The following is a 17,664-nucleotide window of genomic DNA, read 5'->3' on the forward strand; positions in this document are numbered from 1 at the left end:
GCAGACCGACACGACCGGTTGACCTGCCGGGTGTACGGGTCAGGGACTCAGATGCCCAATGCGGCGGCGATGCGGTTGCGGTGCCAGGCACCGTCTCCCCAGGCGGCCGACAGGGCCCAACCCCGCTTCATCCAGAGGTGCAGGTCGTACTCAAAGGTATACCCGATGGCGCCGTGGCACTGGAGGGCGGTGCGAGCAGCCAAGTCCACTGCCTCGGAGGCCAAGGCCTTGGCCAGCGACACATCCCGGCTGCGGTGGGGATCGCCGGCGGCGATGCACCAGGCGGCGTGGCGGGCGGCGGGACGGGCGAACTCGATCTTGAGAGCGGTATTGGCCAGGTGGTGCTTGACCGCCTGGTAGGTACCCACCGGCTTGCCGAACTGGTAGCGCTGGGCCACGTACTCCACAGTGGCGTCCAACAGGTGCTGGGCCACGCCCACGCATTGGGCGGCGGCCGCCCCCACCGCCCGGTCGAAGGCCAGCGAGGGATCGGCGTCGAGCACCACCGCGTCGCCGTCCACTTCAAACAGCCGCCGGGACCCGTCGATCGATCGGTGCTCGACCAACGACGCTCCGTCCACCGGCACGGCCCGAACCTGATCGCCAATGAGCAACACCAAATCGCACGCTGCCGCCCCAACTGCGTAGCCGGCTTCGGGGCCCGCGCCCAGGGTTGCCACCCCGCCTGCGGCCCGCTCCAACCAGGCCTCGGCCACCGGTCCCCCTGCCTCGGCCAGGGTGGGGATTCCCACCGCGGTGTGCTCCAGCAGGGGCTCGGGCAACGCGGCCCGTCCCGCCTCCTCCAACAGCAGCACCAGGTCGGTCTCGTCCATGCCCAAACCGCCGGCCGACTCGGGGGCGGTCATGCCCACCACGCCCATCTCGGCCAGCGCCCCCCAAAGACCGTCGCTGCGCCCGGTGTCGTTCTCCCAGGCTGCTCTGACCACCTCGGGCAGGCACTCGTTGGCCAAGAGGTCTCGGACCGCCTCCTGGAACATGACCTGATCGTCGCTGAACGAGAAATCCACGCCTACCGCCTCGGGAGTCCCAGAACTCGCTCGGAGATGATGTTCCTCTGGATCTCGTTGGTACCGGCGTAGATCGGGCCCGACAGCGCGAACACGTAGCCGTCCATCCATGAGCTGTCGGCCCGCTCCCCGTCGCGGCCCAACAGGCGCAGGGCCGTGGCGTGCAACTCCACGTCAAGCTCCGACCAGAGCACCTTCATGAAGCTGGCCTCCGATCCGATGGGGGCGCCGCCTCGAAGGCGGGATTCGGTGGCGTAGGTCTGCCAGCGATAAGCCTGGGCCCCCATCCAGGCGCTCACCACCTGATCGCGGCGGTCCAGATCGGGTCCTCGGCTGTCGGCCAGCTCCTGGTAGAGGCCCACCAGCCGGTCGGCCGCGGCCATGAACCGGCCCGGCGCCCGCAGGTTCAGCCCCCGCTCGCTGCCGGTGGTGGCCATGGCCACCGCCCAGCCCTCACCCTCGCCACCCAGCAGATATCGCTCGTGTACCCGGGCGCCGTCGAAGAACAGCTCAGCGAAACCGGGCTCGCCGTCCAAGCGGCCGATGGCCCGAGCCTCCAGGCCCTCAGTATCGCCGGGAACCAGCAGATAGCTCAGCCCGGCGTGGCGCTCGGAGTCGGGGTCGGTGCGCACCAAACAGAAGAACCAGTCGGCGAACGCCCCCCGGGAGCACCAAGTCTTCTGGCCGTCGATAACAAAGTGGTCGCCGTCGCGAGGGGCCTTGGTCTTGATCCCGGCGAGGTCTGACCCGGCGTCGGGCTCCGACCAGCCCTGGGCCCAGATCTCGTCGCCCCGGGCCATGGGCCGCAAGAAGCGGTCCTGCTGCTCGGGGGCGCCGAAGTCGAAGATGGTAGGAGCCAGCAGGCTCACCCCGTTGGAAGAGACCCGTCCCGGGGCGCCCGACGCCCAGTACTCCTCCTCGAAGATCAACCATTCCACCAGCGAGGCCTCCCGGCCGCCGTAGCGCTCGGGCCACGACACCACCGCCCACCCGGCGTCGAACAGGATGTGCTCCCAAGCCCGGTGCTCTTCAAAGCCGTCTGGGGTGTCCATCGACCCCAGCGGCTCGGCGGGCACATTCTCGGCCAGCCAAGTGCGGGCCTCCTCCCGGAACGCCTCCTCGGTAGACGTGAACGACAGATCCATCAGCGCAGCACTCTAGAGCCGAGAAAGAGTCACAGGCGATACTTGGGGAACATCGGAGCAAGGGGCCAAGAGAAGATCAAGGGCGAGCGTCAAGGGTTTGCAGGGGACCGTTCCAGGCGAGGATGGCTCGGTCTATGGTGGCCAGTTCACAGCCCTCGGACAGAGCGGTGGCAACGAGTAGCCGGTCGACTGGGTCGCTGGTAGGGAAGCCCTCTCCATAGAGCGAGGCAGCACGAATACCGGCTCGAACGGCAAGGGGCGCTTCCTTGATGCCGTGGGTTGAAGCGGAAAGCCACAGGTGGGCTACGTCGATCTCTCTCGGCAGTCGTTTCTTTTGGTTCAGCACTCCGATCTCAAAGAACGAGAGCGGAGACATCGCTACCTGACCGCGGAGGTTGGCCTGGTCGATGCGTCTTGTCGCAGTCGGGGCCAAGTCTGCCTCATAACCGGCATAGAGGCGCAAGAGCACATTCGTATCCAGAAGGATCATTCGCCATCCGCAGTGTTGGGCGGGCCGTTCCAGGTCGCCAGCAGGTCGCTCTCCCACCCCTCAAACAGGTCTTCGGTCTTGATGTCGAACCCGGGGGGAACGCTTTGCGCTCCCTTGCCGAAACCCAACAGCGTCTCAGGGACAGTGGCCGGGGCGAGGGGAACAACTTGGACAACCGGCTCCCCATAGCGGGTGAGCACGATCGCCTCCCCTGTGTCGCGCACCCAGTCCACCATGGCGGAGAATTGGGCCCGAAAGCGGTTACCCGGAACCACTCGAGGGCCCCCCGCCTGTCCTTGTTGAACCTCGCCTGTTATTCCTTCCTGCTGGCTCATCAGCTGAACACCTCGGTTCTCCTAACTCGCCCAAACCCTACATGTGTTGTACGGCTTCGTACAACAATGAGTCGGCTGAATCGACCTCATGGCAGATTGGCAGGGGCAACAGCGAGATTTTCTGCCAGCGCTCCAGAATGAAGGCGACGATCCCATACGGCCACAACCAGATCAGGCATGCCAATTTCCAAGGCACTCGCCAGGTGGCGAGAGCGCGGCCGCGGCCTGCCCGAAGCATCGACAATACAACTAGCGCTTGTGCATGACAGGTTCCTTCTAGGCCTGACTAGCCCCGGCCAGGCGGTCCAAGACCTGTACGGCTTCGGCGATTACTGAGTCGATGATCTCTTGGCAGCTGGGGAGGGCGTCGATGTTGCCCACCACTTGGCCGGTGGGCAGGATGCCGACCTCGGGGTGGCCGTCCACCATGGCGGCCTTGGTCATCATGGGGGCGTTGGCCGCCATGGCCATCTGGGCCCAAGTTAGGTTGAGGCTGCGGCGCATGGCCAAACCCTCCGAGAGCAGCTGGCGATAACCCGCCCCGGTGAGGGCTCGGAACCTCAGCGCGTTGCGGGCGGCCCGGAGGAACGACAGCGGTCCCGACCGCTCCAGCCGCGAGATCACGTTGGTATTGATCACCCGCTGGGGCACGCCGTCCACCGCGGTGGTGACCACCGTGCCGGTGAGCTTGGTGTCGAGGTAGATGGCCTTCACATGGTCGGGGACGTCACTGTCGGACGACAAGAGAAAGCGGGTGCCCATGGCGATGCCGTCGGCCCCGAAGGCCAGGGCGGCGGCCAGCGAGCGGCCGTCCACCATGCCACCGGCGGCGATAACCGGGATGTCCACGGTGTCGACCACCGCGGGCAAAAGAAGCGTGGTGGCGATGGGGCCGGTGTGGCCCCCGCCCTCTGCCCCTTGGGCGATGACTGCGTCGACGCCCCAGGCAGCCACCTTCTCGGCGTGGCGGGGGGCACCGATGGTGGGCACCACCACCACTCCGGCGTCTTTCAGCTTCTTGACGATGGCCTCACCAGGGGCTTGGGCGAAGCTGGCCACTGGTATCCCGGCAGCAATGATGTGGTCGACCCGTTGGTCGATATCGGCGGCATCGGTGCGGAGATTGACCCCGAAGGGACGGTCGGTGGCCCCGGCAACATCATCGATGGTCTCGACCATCTGGTCGAACGTCAACGGCGCAGCCGCGATGATGCCCAGGCCGCCGGCATTGGAGGTGGCCGCCGTCAGCCGAGCGCCTGACACCCACCCCATGCCGGTCTGCACGATGGGGTGCTCCACCCCGAACAATTCGCACACCCGAGTCTGAAGGCGGGGGTCAGCGTTCATCAGGAAAACCCCTTGAATCGAGTGCGGGGGTCAGCGCTCATTGGGAGCTCAGAGAAACTCAGCCTTGCGGGCCTCGGTGGGGTCGAGCACCTCGCGGATAAGGTGAAGCTCTTCGTCGGTGGGTAGTCGGGTCTCGGCCGCATCGTCGATTCCGGCCAGCTCGAAGGCAGTGGCCTCCACCACCTGATCAACGGTCACTCCGGGGTGGATGGAGGCGATCCTCATGCGGTTGTCGTCGGTTTGGAAGTCGAACACACCGAGGTTGGACACCACTCGGCGCACCTCGTGGTCGCGGTTGCTCGGCGCGCCCAGCTCCCGCATCCGGTCGTACCCCGGCCCCGAAACAACGTCCACCGACGCCACGAACGAGCGGATGGAGTGGTTAGGCACCCAATAGCTGGTGGTGTGGTTGACCAGGTTGCCGGGGGCGCCCCGCAAACCGAGAAGCTGGGCCTTGGGCTGGTGGAAATCGCCGATGGCGGCGATGTTCTGGTTGCCCCACTGGTCGATCTGGCTGGCGCCCATCATCACGTGGCGCTTGCCCGACCACACGATGTCGAACACGGTGCGGTATGGCACCCACGACTCCACCACCTTGGGGGCGTCGGGATCGCCCACCGGGAAGTTGTTGGCCGGCAGCACCGACACGGTGTCGGTGTACACCAGGTCGGGCTCGAAAGTGGCCCGGGCCAGGCGACCGCCCACGATGGGCACGGTGCCGATGGGATTGCACAGGATCTCGCCGTCGCCCCGGAAGGCCTCGGCACAGGCCACCACGCAGACCTCGTCGATGGTTGCTTCAGCGAGCGAACTCATGATCGAGCCTCCAGCGCCTCCAGGTAGTCGGCATGGGAGGGAGCGTCGAGGTAGGTGGAGCGGAACGCATCCCACGCCTCGGGGTCGCGGGCGGTGGCGGCGTACTCCCGCTGGAAGGACTCGTCGCGCCCGTAGTCGGGCGGGCACTCGGTGAAGTGCGCCCCATGGGGGGCCTCCACCACGCCGTCGGTGAAAATGCGCGGGATGCGCAGCGTGTGTACCGGCCCCTCGTCCAGCAGGTTCTCGGTGGGCACGATCTTCTCGGTACTCAAGTAGGTCTTGTCGGCGGCCATGGCGAACAGATCGTCAAAATACAGATCGGGCCCGAGAAACTGGCCGTTGCCGGCGGCATCGGCCCGGTTCATGTGGATCAGCGCCGCGTCCAGCTTGAAAGCGGGGATGGCCACTAGCTCTTCCCCGTCGTCATACGGCGACGTCACCGTGCGCAGCTCGGGGTTCATGGTCAACATGTCGGATCCCAACCCGGCTCGAGTGGGATAGAACGGCACCCGGTGGGAGGCGGCCAGAAGCCCCAGATAGAAGGCCCCCTCATCCAGCTCGGTGAACTCGATAGCCCCGCTCTGGCGAGCCTGGCGGAAATGGGGCTCGAGCGGGATGGAGTCCAGCGACACGAATCCGTACACCGCCCGGCGCAGCTTGCCCGCCGCGCACAGCAGCCCGATATCGGGCCCTCCGTAGGCCACCACGGTCAGATCCTTGAGGTTGGAGCGCAATATGGTCCGCACCAGCGACATGGGCTTGCGCCGGGACCCCCAGCCGCCGATGCCGATGGTCATCCCATCCTTCAACTCTGAGATGACTTCGTCTTCGGTCATCCGCTTGTCGACCATGGCGGCGACGATAGCCCGCTCCTGCAACCCGGCCCACACTGGCAGAACGGCCTCCTTCGGCGTGGTCATGCTCCCGGTGGCCCGTATGGGGCACACTGGCAGCAATGGATGACCTCGATTTCACCGGCAAGACCGCCATCATCAGCGGCGGCACCAAGGGGCTGGGCCGGGGGATAGCCCTCCGCTTCTTGGCCGCAGGCGCCGACGTGGTGATCTGCGCCCGCCGCCCGCCGAAAGAACCGGTGGCCGCAGCTAGCCGGGAGGCGCTGTTCGTAGCCGCTGACGTGCGGGACCCTGAGCAGATCGCCGGGGTGGTCGATGCCGCGGTGGAGCGCACCGGGCGGGTGGACACCCTCATCAACAATGCGGGCGGGGCTCCTCCGGCCGACTCGGCCACGGTGTCGCCTCGGTTCAACGAGAAGATCGTGGCCCTGAACCTGATGGCCCCCATGGCGTTCAGCCAGGCGGTGTATCCGGTGATGCAGAACCAGGACAGCGGCGGGGTGATCCTCAACATCTCGTCGGTGTCGGGCATCCGGCCCAACCCCATGGGCATCGCCTATGGGGCGGCCAAGGCGGGGTTGGTGAACTTGAGCGAGACCCTGGCGGTGGAATGGGGGCCCAAGATCCGGGTGCTGACCGTGACCGTGGGGCTGATCGTGACCGAGGACGCCTACCTCTACTACGGCGACGAGGCCGGAATCGCCGCGGTGGGCGAGACCATTGCCATGGGCCGAATGGGCCAACCCGACGACGTGGCCGACGTGTGCCTGTTCTTGGCCTCGCCCATGGCCCGGTGGATGACCGGGGCCAACATCAAGGTCCACGGCGGCGGCGAGAAGCCCGCCTATTTGGGGGTCTCCACCGGCGAGGTGGCCGGCGAAGAAAGCTGATCGCCTCACGATGGCGGTGAGCATCCCGTTTGCGACCGAGCCCGAGGTGGAATACGGCGCGGTGGTGGAGATGGCCCCCGGCCTGCGCCGAGTGGTGGCCAACAACCCGAGCAAGTTCACCTACCGGGGCACCGGCACCTACATCGTGGGCCGGGGCCGGGTGGCCATCGTCGATCCCGGCCCCGACGACGCCGACCACATCAAGGCCGTTCTGGCCGCGGCGGACGGCGAGCAGGTGGAAGCCCTGCTCATCACCCACACCCATCGGGACCACTCGCCCGCGTCACAGGCGGTGGGCGAGGCCACCGGCGCTCCGGCTTATGGGTTCGGGCCCCATCCAGCGGCGGATGACGACGACGGCAAGAGCGAGGAGCGGGGCGATCTCGAGTTCGCCCCCGATGCCGCGGTGGTCCACGGCGATGTTGTCGAGGGACCGGGGTGGAGCTTCGAGTGCCTCCACACCCCCGGCCACATCTCCAACCACATCGCCTACCGCTGGCGGGAATCAGCCGGAGTGTTCACCGGCGACCACATCATGGGCTGGTCCACCACCATCGTCCCCCCACCCGACGGCGACATGACCGACTACTTGGCCAGCCTGCGGCTGTTGGCCGGCTGTCCCGACGACCAGGTGTATTGGCCCACCCACGGCCCCCCGGTCACCGAGCCCCACACCCTTGTGGAAACCCTCTACGCCCACCGACTGGACCGGGAGCGACAAATCCTGGAGTGCCTGGGAGCTGGGCCGCAGACCATCGCCGAGATGGTGGAGGTGATGTACGCCGACGTGGCCTCAGAGCTGCACGAGCCTGCCGCCCGCTCCGTGCTGGCCCACCTCATCGCCATGGTCGCCGACGGCCGGGTGGGCACCGACGCCCAGCCCACTGCTGAGGCGGTGTACTGCCGGGAGTAGAGAAACGGGGGGTGCCGCTGCCGACTTGTCGACTAGCTCCTGCACTATAGGGACGGTGAAGTCGATGCGGTACGACTTGCGGGGACCGCTTTGCTGCCAGTCCACGTAGATGGACACGTTGGCGTCCTGCACCACCGAGCCAGTTCGCTTGCCGAGCAGCCCCGCCACCACCACGACCGCGGCACCATATGAGTCTCGGGTCCGATTTATAGTGCGGACACTTGATGCGTAATGCGGACACTTAGTGCGTAGTGCGGACACTTAGTGAAGTAAATCGGGCTAAAGTAGGGGTATGGAAGACCACTCCGAGCTTCTCCCCAACCCGTTTACGCCCGACTTCGGACGGAGGCCTGCCCTACTGGTCGGCAGGCAGTCGCTCTTGGAAAGCGTTGGACGATCCCTATCCATCGGGCCAGATGCCCAGGGATTCACAAGATTGATCCTAGGACAGCGCGGCTCGGGAAAGACCACCATCCTCGCTGAGGTCAGAGAGCAGGCCGCCTTCAATGGGCTACTGGTGCTCAGTGTTGACGCAGCCACGCCGGGGCTGCTGGATCGCATCTCGTCGTGCATCGCCGACGCCAGGGAACGCTACGAAGCAGCTGATCCGTCAAATGCCCTCGCCCCCCGTCGGGACCGAAGAATGGCTGGATTCACACTTGGGCCGGTTGGCATCAATTGGCAGGACATGCCGGAGCAGCGTCCCCGATGGAGCCTCGGGTACTACTTGGAGACCTTGAGCTCATGGGCTGCCGACCAGGAATCTGCCGTGCTGCTCACAGTGGATGAGATGCACGCTGGCGACAGGGGGGAACTGCGTCGTCTGGCCTCCGACATCCAAGACATCACCAAGATCAAGGAACTCCCTCTGGGATTTGTGGGTGCTGGTCTTCCTGAGATGGCCCACACCATCTTGGAAGACAAGAAGATGACGTTTTTCCACAGGTGTTTGCGAAACGGAATGCCGTCGATCAGCCACGATGACGCTTGGCGGTGTTTGCGCCTCACGGTGGAAGAGTCCGACGGCGAGATCAACGACGATGCACTCCGGCTGATGGCGTCCGCCGCCGCTGACGGGCTGCCTTACAAGCTCCAGAGCATCGGACATCACGCCTGGGAATTGTCAGGGTCGCCAGAAAGGCCCATCGATGCCAGAGTCGCGGAGATGGCGATTGAGTTGGCAGATCAAGACATGGCTGAGAAGGTCATTTCTCCGATGTGGCACGACCTTGGGGAAACCGATCAGTCCTTCCTGAAGGCATTGTCGGCGTGCGGGGGAACAGGTGCGCCTCGCGACATCTCTCACAGACTCCCAGGCTTGACGGGCCGCAGCCTGGCCCGAGCTGAGCGCCGGCTCACTGCCGCAGGCCATGTGCATCGCACAGACGGAGGCAACGTGCAATTGGCAGGACCACTCACAGCCGAGGCGATCCAAGGCTTCGCCGCCAGCGAGGCTGACTACGATCTCAGCAACATCGATCCTGCTTCGCTCTCCCCAAATGAGAGCACCGGAACCTGTAATGCTTATATGCCTCGGGTAAGGGCAAAATGTGTGCTCGCCCGGGGCCACAAGGGCGGTCACAGGTCTAAAAAATAGGCTCGCCCGCTTCTATGAGCCTCCAATGCTCCAGACTGGTTCTGCTGAGCACGGCTCAACGGATGCTTGCGAATCGGAAGTGGCCACTGTTGAGCGAGGGGACGATGCAGCGGGTGAAGGCTGCTGGTGATCGGACGTCGGGGATGTGTGGCGCTCAGCAGCGGTCACTGCGTCCACGGGACCGACAGTCCGGCGCGGGTGAGCACGGCGGATGCCTCTTGCAGCGCCGCCGTCTGGCTTGGGACCGCGCACCCGTCGAGCTTCGCGGCCTCGTCGCGCGCCCACACAGAGCCCAGCAGTTCGCACGCCTTCACCTTCGCCGCCCGCTTCGCCGACGCCGACTCGTCGACTAGCCGCTGCACGACCGGGACGGTGAGGTCGATGCGGTACGACTTGCGGGGTCCGCTTTGCTGCCAATCCACGTAGATAGACACGTTGATGTCCTGCACCGTCGCGGTGTAGAGCGGGATAGCGAGCAACGCCGGCTTGCTGGAGGGATACCCCCGGAACAGCCCTGACCGGTCGCACACCCATTCGTCGTCTATCCCGGCCCGGGCCAGGTCGCCCGACGAGCATGCCCGCAGCCACCACGAGCCGGCAGGGCTGGCGGGTACGCCGTCGTCGCCGGAGCAGCCCACATCCATGCCTGAGAAGTACTGGTCGATCAGGTCGTGGGTGCATGTGAATATGCCCCTGTGCTGATGGGGGAGGCCTACTGAGCGCTGCTCGCTGGGGGTGAGTCGCAGGATCTGGCCGCCGCCGCCGAAGTTCGGGTAGGAGAGGTTGCCCTCGGGTGCGGTGAGCGTGATCGGCTCGCAGTTCAGATTGGCCACGTCGGTCGGCGGGGCGCCCCCTTCCGTGTTGGTGCAGAGGACTGGGTTGTCGTTGTTCGAAGAGGCGCCGTAGTTGAACGGTCCAGCTAATGTGCCGTCCCCGAATTTCGCGGCGTCGCCCCTCGTAGAGATCGTCAAACGGGTAGGGATAGTGTCGCCTGCGGTGGCGAACGAGCAGAGCAGGAACCAGTCCGCGGCACCGTGGTGGACGTAGGGGAAGCGCCGGCCGTCAGCGGCGGAGAGGTTGCCAGTGCGGCACAACCAGCTGACGTTCTCTAACCCCCCCCCCCCCCAAACGCGTCGCGTGCACTGTCGATGGCGACAGGGGCCACGTTCAGCGAGTCCTGCGCTTGCGCTTTGCCACTGTCGGTCGCGGCCAGCATCGCCAAGAACACCGCAGTCGCCGTCACAAGCGCCACGACCCCCAACTTCGAGAGGCACACCCGGCACACGCACATCATCGGGCATCTACGGCGATCAGAGGGCGGAACCAGTACCATAGGCAACTGTAGCTCGCTTGTGGCAGAACCTCAAGAAACTTTGGATTGAGTTTTACCAGTCACCCGACACCAAACAAATCAACTACGAGACCGTCACCGGAGACGCGTCCAAGTAGCAGGCGGTAAGGGCTGCCGCCACCTCGTCTTGTGCCGCCCCGAAGCCTTCTCCGGTGTCGACCACCATGGCGTCCCTCACAACGTCTCGTAGCCCGTCAACCGAGATCTGGGAGGCGATGCATTGGGCTCGATCTACCGGCTCGCCCTCTGAGACCAAGACCTGGACCACGAAGTTCCGCCAATCGACACAGCCCAAAGCCAGATTCTCGAGATCGAACGCCTCCCGGTCAGAAATGTCGAACCAAGCCCCGAAAACAAACAGTCCCGGCTGCCGATATGCCTCAGCAAACGAGTCGGGGTTGAGGCCCAGTTCGCCCAGCCGCTCGTCGGTGAAAGTGTCAAATGCCCCCTCGGCCAGGCAGTTGATCTCCTGTTGCGTCATGAAGGTGGTGACCAGTTCGTCCGCCAAGACCAGCTCCGAAAACGTGTCAGCCAACTGCTGCCTGTCGGTTGGGGGTGGGCGGCCGTCTTCGACCTGCTCGCCATTGTCGGAGCCAGCGGCGACGGTAGACGGCGGACTGGGGGCTTCTACCGCCTCAGTGGGTTGGACAGCAGGAGCCTGGGTGGCCGGCACTGTCGGCGCGCTGTCCTCGCTATCGCTCGAACAAGCCGCGGCCAAAAGGGCTGCCACGACTATCGGGATGAACCAGCCGCGACGCATAGGAGGGTTCTTGTCTTAGCCGGTTTCTTCAATGGTGACGGAATTAACGTACACAGGAGGCTCGGGACCGCCGCCCAACGGATTGTCGGGCTGGTCGACGTGACTGGCCAATATGGCCTCGGCCACCGCCAGGCTCGCATCGTCCATCTGGCCGAACACCACGTAGGTGCCCTGGCTGTTGAGCAGAGCGGTGTTCTCGTTCACCGCGAAGAAGAACTGGGCGCTGGCGCTGTCGGGCGCCGCAGTACGGGCCATCACGATCTGGCCCGGCTCATAGGTGAACCCGGCGCCTTCGTCGGGAATGGTGTAGCCCGGCCCCGGATCAGACGGTGAGTTGGTGTGGGGCGCCCCGCCCTGGATGATGCCGATGCTGGGATCGGTGCGGAACAGCAGCGTGCCGTCGTAGTAGTGGTACCGCGCCAGCACCGCGAAGTTGTTGGCCGTGATCGGCGTGTTCACCATGTCCAGGTCAATCCTCATCTCCCCCGCCGTGGTGTCGAACACCGCGGTGTGCTGGCTGGACTGGTCCAAGCACATCGGCTGGGGACCGTCGAAATCGAGAACCTGGGGCCCCGATCCGTCAGCGGGCGGACATGGCTGGGAGCCTGTCTCCATTGGTGGCGCGGGATCTGCGGGGGTGAACCCCATCATCTCCTGTTCTTGCTGGGTCAGGCACATGGTCTGTATCCGGAAGAGGTCGGCAATGACCTGCGGCGGCTCCTCGGTGGGCTCTGACTCGGCGAACTCGACGTATGCGTCAACCATTTCGTCTGTGATGTTGTCGACCACGCACTGTGCGCTCGACTCGGAAATCCCGGCTTCTTGGACCAAACTCCGGTAGACGAGCCCCCGGAAGTCGGTTTGGCTTGGGTCGACACCCGATGAGGACTCCGAACCAGACTCTGCTTCTTGGAGGGCATCTGCCCCCTGAGTGGCCTCAGGGGCAGGGGTAGGCTCGGCATCCGATGCGCCTCCTGGAGACTCGGTTTCTGCCTGAGGCACCAGCTCCGCACCCCCGGACGAGCCGTCGTCGTCATCGCCGCCTGAGCAGCCTGCGGCAATCAAGCAGACCAGGGCTAAGGGCAAGACCAGTTTCAAGAAGCGCACGATGGCACCCACTTTCCAATACGACGCTCTAACGCTACGAGCAGTTCCAACAGAATTGGCGGCTTTGCCGATCTGAATCCCTCAGGCCACTGCACCTGACGACCGGAGCGCCTCCACCTCCCCGGCGGAATAGCCCAGCTCGGCCAGAACTGCGTCGGTGTCGGCCCCTGGGGGTTGCGATGACTTCGCCGGCTCTGAAGGGGTGCCTTCGAAGCGAGGGGCGGGCCGGGGCTGGGTCATCCCGTCAAAGCCGAAGAACGAATCGCGGGCTTGGGCGTGGGGGTGGGCCGGGGTTTGCCCCATGGTCAGCACCGGGGAAACACAGGCGTCGGTCCCGTCGAACACTTCAGTCCACTCGTCGAGAGTGCGGGCGGCGATGATCTCCCCCACCCGCTGCTTCATCTCCGGCCACCGGTCCCGGTCCATCTGATCGGGCAGGTCGTCGGCGTCGGCCAGATCGATCCCGGCCATGAACTCGGCGTGGAACTGGGGCTCGATGGCCCCCACCGCCAGCCACTTGCCGTCGGCGGTGCCGTACACCTCGTAGAAGTAGGCCCCGGAGTCCAAGAAGTTGGCCCCATAGTCGTCGGTCCAGAAGCCGCTGGCGTGGGCCGCGTACAGCGGCGACAGCAGATAGGCGGCCCCGTCCACCATGGCGGCGTCCACCACTTGGCCGTCACCGCCACGGGCCACCTCCAGCAGGGCCGCCACCATGCCCAGCACCAGGAACACCGAGCCGCCGCCGAAGTCGCCGATGAGGTTGAGCGGCACCGAGGGGGGCTGGCCCGTCCGGCCGATGTGGGCCAACGGGCCGGCCAAGGAGATGTAGTTGATGTCGTGACCGGCCCGGTCGGCCAATGGGCCGGTTTGCCCCCAACCGGTCATCCGCCCGTAGACCAGCTTGGGGTTGCGGGCCAAACAGGCGTCGGGGCCGACCCCGAGACGCTCGGCCACCCCCGCCCGAAATCCCTCGAACAACCCGTCGGACGCCTCGACCAGTTGGAGCACCGCCTCGACGCCTTCGGGCTGCTTGAGATTGAAGGCCACGGTTCGCTTGCCCCGCTCCATGGGTCCTGACTGCGAGGCCACCGGATTGCCCGACCCGCCCACCCGGTCGACCCGGATCACCTCGGCGCCCATGTCCGACAGCATCATGCCGGCGAACGGGGTCGGCCCGATCCCGGCCAACTCGACGATGCGCATTCCCTTCAGCGGACCCATGGCCCTACGGTATGCCCGCGAGACGGAGCAACCGAAAGGCAGAGAACCAGATGAGCGCCACCGGACCAAAGACCGCCCTGGTCACCGGAGCCAGCAGGGGCATCGGAAAGGCCAGCGCCATCGCCCTGGCCCGAGCCGGATTCGACGTGGCCGTGTCGGCCCGCACTCTGGTGGACGGCGCGGGCCGAGACATGTACAACCCCGACCTGGCCATCCCTGGCGGCCTCGACACCACCGTGGCCGCCATCGAAGCCGAGGGCCAGCAGGGACTCGCCCTTGCCATGGACTTGCTGGACCGGGAAAGCGTGACAGCGTGCATTGATGGAGCGTTGGAGCACTTCGGCCATCTGGATGTGCTGGTGAACAACGCCATCTACCAGGGCAAAGTGAGCATGACCCCGATCATGGAGATGGAGGAGCCTGAGGTTCACAAATTGTTCGAGGGCAACGTGTTCGCCCAGATGGCGATCACCGAGCGGGTGCTGGCCGCGATGGTGGAGCGGGGCTCGGGCACCATCGTGAACATGATCTCGGCCTCGGCCTACACCGACCCGCCCGGCCCCATCGGCAAAGGGGGCTGGGGCATGGCCTACGCCATGAGCAAAGGGGCCTTCACCCGCATGACCCCGCACATCCACGTGGAACACGGCCCCGACGGAATCCGGTGCTTCAGCATCGACCCCGGCTACGTGATCACCGAGGCCGCCCGGGCCCGCAATACCGCCGGATCGTTCCCCTATCCCGGCGGGGAGCCCGCCACCATCGGAGCGGTGGTGGCCTGGCTGGCCACTTCTCCTGATGCCGACGAGCACTTGGGAGGCATCGTGTACGCTCAGAGCGAGTTCAAGAAGCAGGGCCTGTCGGCGTGAGGGCGGTGCGCCACACAGAGGGATGGCAGCCCAAGTCGATGCGCTCTTGGAGGTGAAGGCGCGTGGCCTCCATGAAGGTGGCCGACGAGACGGCTACGCCGCCATCACCCAACACAGACTCCACTTGTGCTTTGAACGACTTGCTGATTCTTGAACTGTCGGCAACCAACCTCAGCAAAATGTTGGTGTCCAGCAAAATGGTCACGCTCCGCCCTCAGGATTGAGGATCCGTTCAGGACGGGCGACAACATCCCAGTCATCCAAGGGGATAGCTGGCTCGGCATCGATGTCAGACAAAATCCGAAGCTGGCCAACGCACGATCCCACCAACTTGGGCTGGTCCTCACGAAACGGGCTGACCCGCACAACCGGTCGGCGGTGCTTCGTGACCACGATCTCCGCGCCAGTCTCCTGCACTTCGTCCATCAGCCGTAAGCAGTTGGTCTTGAACTCCCCAGCCGGCACGAAGCGCCCTGCTGACTGGGTCCCCGCTGGTGTTTCCATTCCCCCATTATTGTCATATTCATATGACTATGGTTGATAGATTTTGTGACTCAGGCCAAGAACGACTCTCGCAGGCGTTCGATGGTCTGGGGCTTGACGCCATAGGACAAGGCGAAGCCCTCGGTACCGTCCCACCGATCTTCAATGATCTCCAACAATTCGGTCATGGCACTCGTCGGGGCAGTGGTGATGTCGTCGGGCAGCCGCTCCCAGACCTGGGCCAAGTCGGGCAGCTCGGACAGGGACCGCTCCCGGATGTAGGGAACGGCAGGAGCGGTGGCCGCATAGTCGGCCACGATGTCTTGTCGGTCTACCCCGACCAGGCCCAGGATCAACGCAGCCAGACATCCGGTGCGGTCCTTGCCGGCCATGCAGAAGAAGGCGGTCGGCCAATTCTTGGGATCGGCCACCACCTCGATGGCGGCGGCAAACCGCTCTCCCCCACTGCTGATCATGCTCTCGTAGATCTGGGCGAAGGATCGGCTCTTCCAGTCGGGGTCGGGACGCTCATAGGAGTGCATGTTCCGGTCGGTGGTGCCCACGTGGTGCTCGACAATGCCGAGGGCCGGATCGAGCACCCCAACCCGCTCTCGTTCGTCGTCTGCCCGCAGATCCACGGCGGTGCGGATATCCAATTGACCGGCGACCACCTCGCCGTCAGCCGGGCTGAGGCGGTGCAGCGAGTCGGCTCGAAATAGCACACCCCACTTGGTAGTACCGCCAATTGAGCTGGCGTAACCCCCTAAGTCGCGGAAGTTCACGCACCCCTCCAGCGGAATGCGCCGCAGATGATTCATTGCTTGTATTCCCGTCTCCCTCCGGCCCGCAATCTAGTTCTAAAACGGATGGAGCCATGGACGGAACGGACTGTGAGGCACGCTTCTCGCCCGCGGGCAGGCTCAGGTCCGCCTTGACCAAGCGGTCAGGGGCATGGCTCGCTGACCGGATGATGGTCGTGGGGGGCTAGTCTGGCTGGGTGAGCGTCTCGGTAGAGCTGTCCAATCTCGGACCCCTTCGAGCGGCCGAACTGGAGCTAGCCGACCTCACGCTGCTGATCGGCGATAACAACACAGGCAAGACCTTTTTCGCCACCGTGCTGCACCGTGTTCTCAACCCCGCGCCATTCTGGCCGGCGTGGCGACACAGACGCGAGGAAGACGTGCCATCGGAAGTCGAAGACTGGATCACGAGCGTATTGGATGCTCAGAGGGAAGACCCGTCGGCATTGGACGGCATTGGATTTGCGCCCAGCAAGGCCACCATCACTTGGGCGAGGGCAATCACAAGCCAAGCGCTGAGGGATTATGGTGCCAGCGTTCGCCACTCTATTGCCTACGCCTTCGGCGCTGAGTCTTCCCGCCTGAGACGGCGAACACCTAGCCGTCACGCTGCTGACTGCTATCTGCGGATATCCAGCTCGATACCCGATTGGCGACTGGAGATTCGATTTGACTCCGAAGGCATAACTGTTGAGCCTCCCGACGCTGAAGAATGGCTCAAATCAATTCAGAGCCCCGAGCATATACAGCGATTGATCCGACCGTTCTCACATCTGCGTCGCCCTTCGTCGCTATGGATGAGCGATATTTTGGGATTATATCCGGGAAGAGTCCCCTCTAGCGCTCTGGCAGGAGTCTTCGCGTCATGGCCACGCAGAGCCTTCCATCTGCCTGCTGACCGCACAGGAATAATGCAAAGCCACAACGTCTTAGCAGGAGCAGCTGTGCGGCAGTCCGCAACGGCGGGGATCCGGCCGATCGAAATAGAGACTCTGCCCGGCACCTCTGCCGACTTCCTATCACTCATTCTCGAAATCCCCGAGACTTTGCCCATCGCGGGTAACCAGCAGCCCAAGTTCGCTGCACTCGTACGCAAGTTCGAGCAGGAGATGCGAGCCGAAATAGCGGTTGACCAAAGGTCGGATGGTCTCGACGCGATCATGGCGGTGACTTCCGAGGGCCGATTCCCCATGGCACGCGCATCGTCGATGCTGTCGGAACTCGCCCCTCTGCTCCTGCTCTTGAAATCCCCTCTCAATGTCGACCACCTGACAATCGACGAACCCGAGGCACACCTGCACCCAGAGATGCAAGTACGGGTCGCTTCCTTCTTGGCGAAGTTGGTGAACGAGGGAATGCAGATCGTGCTCACCACGCACTCGGACTTCTTCGTCTCCCAGTTCAACAACATGATGAGACACCATGAATTGTCTGAGAGGTCGGACATCACGTTATCTTCCAATTTACCAACCCTAGACCGTTCCAAAGTGCAGGCATTGCGCTTTTCGCGCGAGAACGGCTGGTGTCTCGCCCGCGAATCATTGGCCGACTCGATCGACGGTATTGACGAATCTACCTTCACCGACGTGATGAGGTCTCAATACGATGAGACTGCCAGACTTGTCAACGGCTTGCTAGAAGCCAATCGCACTTGACCA

The 17,664-nt window shown here is 64.6% G+C and carries 19 protein-coding genes and 1 pseudogene; 5 read left to right on the top strand and 15 right to left on the bottom strand.

The genetic code is table 11. The features are described 5' to 3' along the window. Positions 1–47: 47 nt before the first annotated feature. The 8 genes and pseudogenes from OXG30_12790 to OXG30_12825 all read right to left on the bottom strand — a co-directional run bounded on the left by OXG30_12790 (position 48) and on the right by OXG30_12825 (position 6,012). A complete protein-coding gene (locus OXG30_12790) occupies positions 48–1,028 on the bottom strand; it encodes an acyl-CoA/acyl-ACP dehydrogenase (GenBank protein MCY4135769.1) in 981 nt (326 codons plus the stop codon). Positions 1,029–1,030: 2 nt separating this feature from the next. Beyond that, positions 1,031–2,173: an acyl-CoA dehydrogenase family protein gene (locus OXG30_12795; protein ID MCY4135770.1), complete on the bottom strand. Its 1,143-nt coding sequence runs from the start codon at positions 2,171–2,173 to the stop codon at positions 1,031–1,033. A gap of 76 nt (positions 2,174–2,249) precedes the next feature. Then, on the bottom strand, positions 2,250–2,663 hold the full coding sequence (locus OXG30_12800) for a PIN domain-containing protein (GenBank protein ID MCY4135771.1): 414 nt from the start codon (positions 2,661–2,663) through the stop codon (positions 2,250–2,252). Next, entirely contained in the window at positions 2,660–2,998 is a 339-nt protein-coding gene (locus OXG30_12805) for a hypothetical protein (protein ID MCY4135772.1), read from the bottom strand. Before OXG30_12805 ends, OXG30_12800 begins: the two co-directional genes overlap by 4 nt. An 86-nt stretch (positions 2,999–3,084) precedes the next feature. After that, a pseudogene (locus OXG30_12810) lies at positions 3,085–3,210 on the bottom strand (VapC toxin family PIN domain ribonuclease). A gap of 64 nt (positions 3,211–3,274) precedes the next feature. Further along, positions 3,275–4,345 (bottom strand): nitronate monooxygenase, encoded by a 1,071-nt coding sequence (locus tag OXG30_12815; GenBank protein MCY4135773.1) that lies wholly within the window; start codon positions 4,343–4,345, stop codon positions 3,275–3,277. 48 nt (positions 4,346–4,393) lie between these two features. Beyond that, the gene (locus OXG30_12820; GenBank protein MCY4135774.1) at positions 4,394–5,161 is read right to left on the bottom strand and encodes a CoA-transferase; all 768 of its coding nucleotides are present in this window, start codon (positions 5,159–5,161) and stop codon (positions 4,394–4,396) included. Then, entirely contained in the window at positions 5,158–6,012 is an 855-nt protein-coding gene (locus tag OXG30_12825) for an acyl CoA--acetate/3-ketoacid CoA transferase subunit alpha (protein ID MCY4135775.1), read from the bottom strand. Before OXG30_12825 ends, OXG30_12820 begins: the two co-directional genes overlap by 4 nt. 104 nt (positions 6,013–6,116) lie before the next feature. On the opposite strand from OXG30_12825, the gene OXG30_12830 reads away from it, so the two are divergent. The 3 genes from OXG30_12830 to OXG30_12840 all read left to right on the top strand — a co-directional run bounded on the left by OXG30_12830 (position 6,117) and on the right by OXG30_12840 (position 9,415). Further along, the gene (locus OXG30_12830) at positions 6,117–6,905 is read left to right on the top strand and encodes an SDR family oxidoreductase (GenBank protein MCY4135776.1); all 789 of its coding nucleotides are present in this window, start codon (positions 6,117–6,119) and stop codon (positions 6,903–6,905) included. 10 nt (positions 6,906–6,915) lie between these two features. Beyond that, entirely contained in the window at positions 6,916–7,818 is a 903-nt protein-coding gene (locus tag OXG30_12835) for an MBL fold metallo-hydrolase (protein MCY4135777.1), read from the top strand. A gap of 436 nt (positions 7,819–8,254) precedes the next feature. Beyond that, the gene (locus OXG30_12840; protein ID MCY4135778.1) at positions 8,255–9,415 is read left to right on the top strand and encodes an ATP-binding protein; all 1,161 of its coding nucleotides are present in this window, start codon (positions 8,255–8,257) and stop codon (positions 9,413–9,415) included. Between the two features lie 164 nt (positions 9,416–9,579). On the opposite strand, the gene OXG30_12845 is transcribed toward OXG30_12840, so the two are convergent. The 4 genes from OXG30_12845 to OXG30_12860 form a co-directional block, all read right to left on the bottom strand. Continuing rightward, a complete protein-coding gene (locus tag OXG30_12845; protein ID MCY4135779.1) occupies positions 9,580–10,509 on the bottom strand; it encodes a hypothetical protein in 930 nt (309 codons plus the stop codon). Between the two features lie 321 nt (positions 10,510–10,830). Continuing rightward, positions 10,831–11,526 carry a hypothetical protein gene (locus tag OXG30_12850; protein MCY4135780.1) on the bottom strand — a complete coding sequence of 232 codons (696 nt, stop codon included), beginning with the start codon at positions 11,524–11,526 and terminating at the stop codon, positions 10,831–10,833. Between the two features lie 15 nt (positions 11,527–11,541). Beyond that, positions 11,542–12,645 carry a peptidylprolyl isomerase gene (locus tag OXG30_12855; GenBank protein MCY4135781.1) on the bottom strand — a complete coding sequence of 368 codons (1,104 nt, stop codon included), beginning with the start codon at positions 12,643–12,645 and terminating at the stop codon, positions 11,542–11,544. A 69-nt stretch (positions 12,646–12,714) separates the two neighbouring features. Then, positions 12,715–13,854, bottom strand: coding sequence for a CaiB/BaiF CoA-transferase family protein (locus OXG30_12860; protein ID MCY4135782.1), 1,140 nt, complete (start codon positions 13,852–13,854; stop codon positions 12,715–12,717). Between the two features lie 50 nt (positions 13,855–13,904). Here OXG30_12860 and OXG30_12865 point away from each other — a divergent pair, with 50 nt between their 5' ends. Continuing rightward, positions 13,905–14,723 (top strand): SDR family NAD(P)-dependent oxidoreductase, encoded by an 819-nt coding sequence (locus tag OXG30_12865; protein ID MCY4135783.1) that lies wholly within the window; start codon positions 13,905–13,907, stop codon positions 14,721–14,723. Here OXG30_12865 and OXG30_12870 read toward each other — a convergent pair. Genes OXG30_12870 through OXG30_12880 form a run of 3 tightly spaced genes read right to left on the bottom strand, consistent with a single transcriptional unit; the run spans position 14,698 to position 16,024 of the window. Then, the gene (locus tag OXG30_12870) at positions 14,698–14,928 is read right to left on the bottom strand and encodes a hypothetical protein (GenBank protein MCY4135784.1); all 231 of its coding nucleotides are present in this window, start codon (positions 14,926–14,928) and stop codon (positions 14,698–14,700) included. The two genes, OXG30_12865 and OXG30_12870, sit on opposite strands and share 26 nt — an antisense overlap. Further along, positions 14,925–15,227, bottom strand: a complete 303-nt coding sequence (locus OXG30_12875) for a type II toxin-antitoxin system prevent-host-death family antitoxin (GenBank protein MCY4135785.1) — start codon at positions 15,225–15,227, stop codon at positions 14,925–14,927. Before OXG30_12875 ends, OXG30_12870 begins: the two co-directional genes overlap by 4 nt. A gap of 50 nt (positions 15,228–15,277) precedes the next feature. Continuing rightward, positions 15,278–16,024, bottom strand: a complete 747-nt coding sequence (locus OXG30_12880) for a tyrosine-protein phosphatase (GenBank protein ID MCY4135786.1) — start codon at positions 16,022–16,024, stop codon at positions 15,278–15,280. 179 nt (positions 16,025–16,203) lie between these two features. On the opposite strand from OXG30_12880, the gene OXG30_12885 reads away from it, so the two are divergent. Next, complete coding sequence (locus OXG30_12885; GenBank protein MCY4135787.1) at positions 16,204–17,661, top strand: AAA family ATPase; 1,458 nt, start codon at positions 16,204–16,206, stop codon at positions 17,659–17,661. Positions 17,662–17,664 lie beyond the last annotated feature (3 nt).

This window comes from bacterium (assembly GCA_026708015.1).
Taxonomy (GTDB): Bacteria; Actinomycetota; Acidimicrobiia; order Acidimicrobiales; family Bin134; genus Poriferisocius.

What these genes read in the sequence shown, in the direction of transcription:
- OXG30_12795 (MCY4135770.1), bottom strand. Translation starts at nt 2,173, where the DNA reads ATGGATCTGTCGTTCACGTCTACCGAGGAGGCGTTCCGGGAGGAGGCC.
- OXG30_12800 (MCY4135771.1), bottom strand. Translation starts at nt 2,663, where the DNA reads ATGATCCTTCTGGATACGAATGTGCTCTTGCGCCTCTATGCCGGTTAT.
- OXG30_12805 (MCY4135772.1), bottom strand. Translation starts at nt 2,998, where the DNA reads ATGAGCCAGCAGGAAGGAATAACAGGCGAGGTTCAACAAGGACAGGCG.
- OXG30_12815 (MCY4135773.1), bottom strand. Translation starts at nt 4,345, where the DNA reads ATGAACGCTGACCCCCGCCTTCAGACTCGGGTGTGCGAATTGTTCGGG.
- OXG30_12820 (MCY4135774.1), bottom strand. Translation starts at nt 5,161, where the DNA reads ATGAGTTCGCTCGCTGAAGCAACCATCGACGAGGTCTGCGTGGTGGCC.
- OXG30_12825 (MCY4135775.1), bottom strand. Translation starts at nt 6,012, where the DNA reads ATGGTCGACAAGCGGATGACCGAAGACGAAGTCATCTCAGAGTTGAAG.
- OXG30_12830 (MCY4135776.1), top strand. Translation starts at nt 6,117, where the DNA reads ATGGATGACCTCGATTTCACCGGCAAGACCGCCATCATCAGCGGCGGC.
- OXG30_12835 (MCY4135777.1), top strand. Translation starts at nt 6,916, where the DNA reads ATGGCGGTGAGCATCCCGTTTGCGACCGAGCCCGAGGTGGAATACGGC.
- OXG30_12850 (MCY4135780.1), bottom strand. Translation starts at nt 11,526, where the DNA reads ATGCGTCGCGGCTGGTTCATCCCGATAGTCGTGGCAGCCCTTTTGGCC.
- OXG30_12860 (MCY4135782.1), bottom strand. Translation starts at nt 13,854, where the DNA reads ATGGGTCCGCTGAAGGGAATGCGCATCGTCGAGTTGGCCGGGATCGGG.
- OXG30_12865 (MCY4135783.1), top strand. Translation starts at nt 13,905, where the DNA reads ATGAGCGCCACCGGACCAAAGACCGCCCTGGTCACCGGAGCCAGCAGG.
- OXG30_12875 (MCY4135785.1), bottom strand. Translation starts at nt 15,227, where the DNA reads ATGGAAACACCAGCGGGGACCCAGTCAGCAGGGCGCTTCGTGCCGGCT.
- OXG30_12880 (MCY4135786.1), bottom strand. Translation starts at nt 16,024, where the DNA reads ATGAATCATCTGCGGCGCATTCCGCTGGAGGGGTGCGTGAACTTCCGC.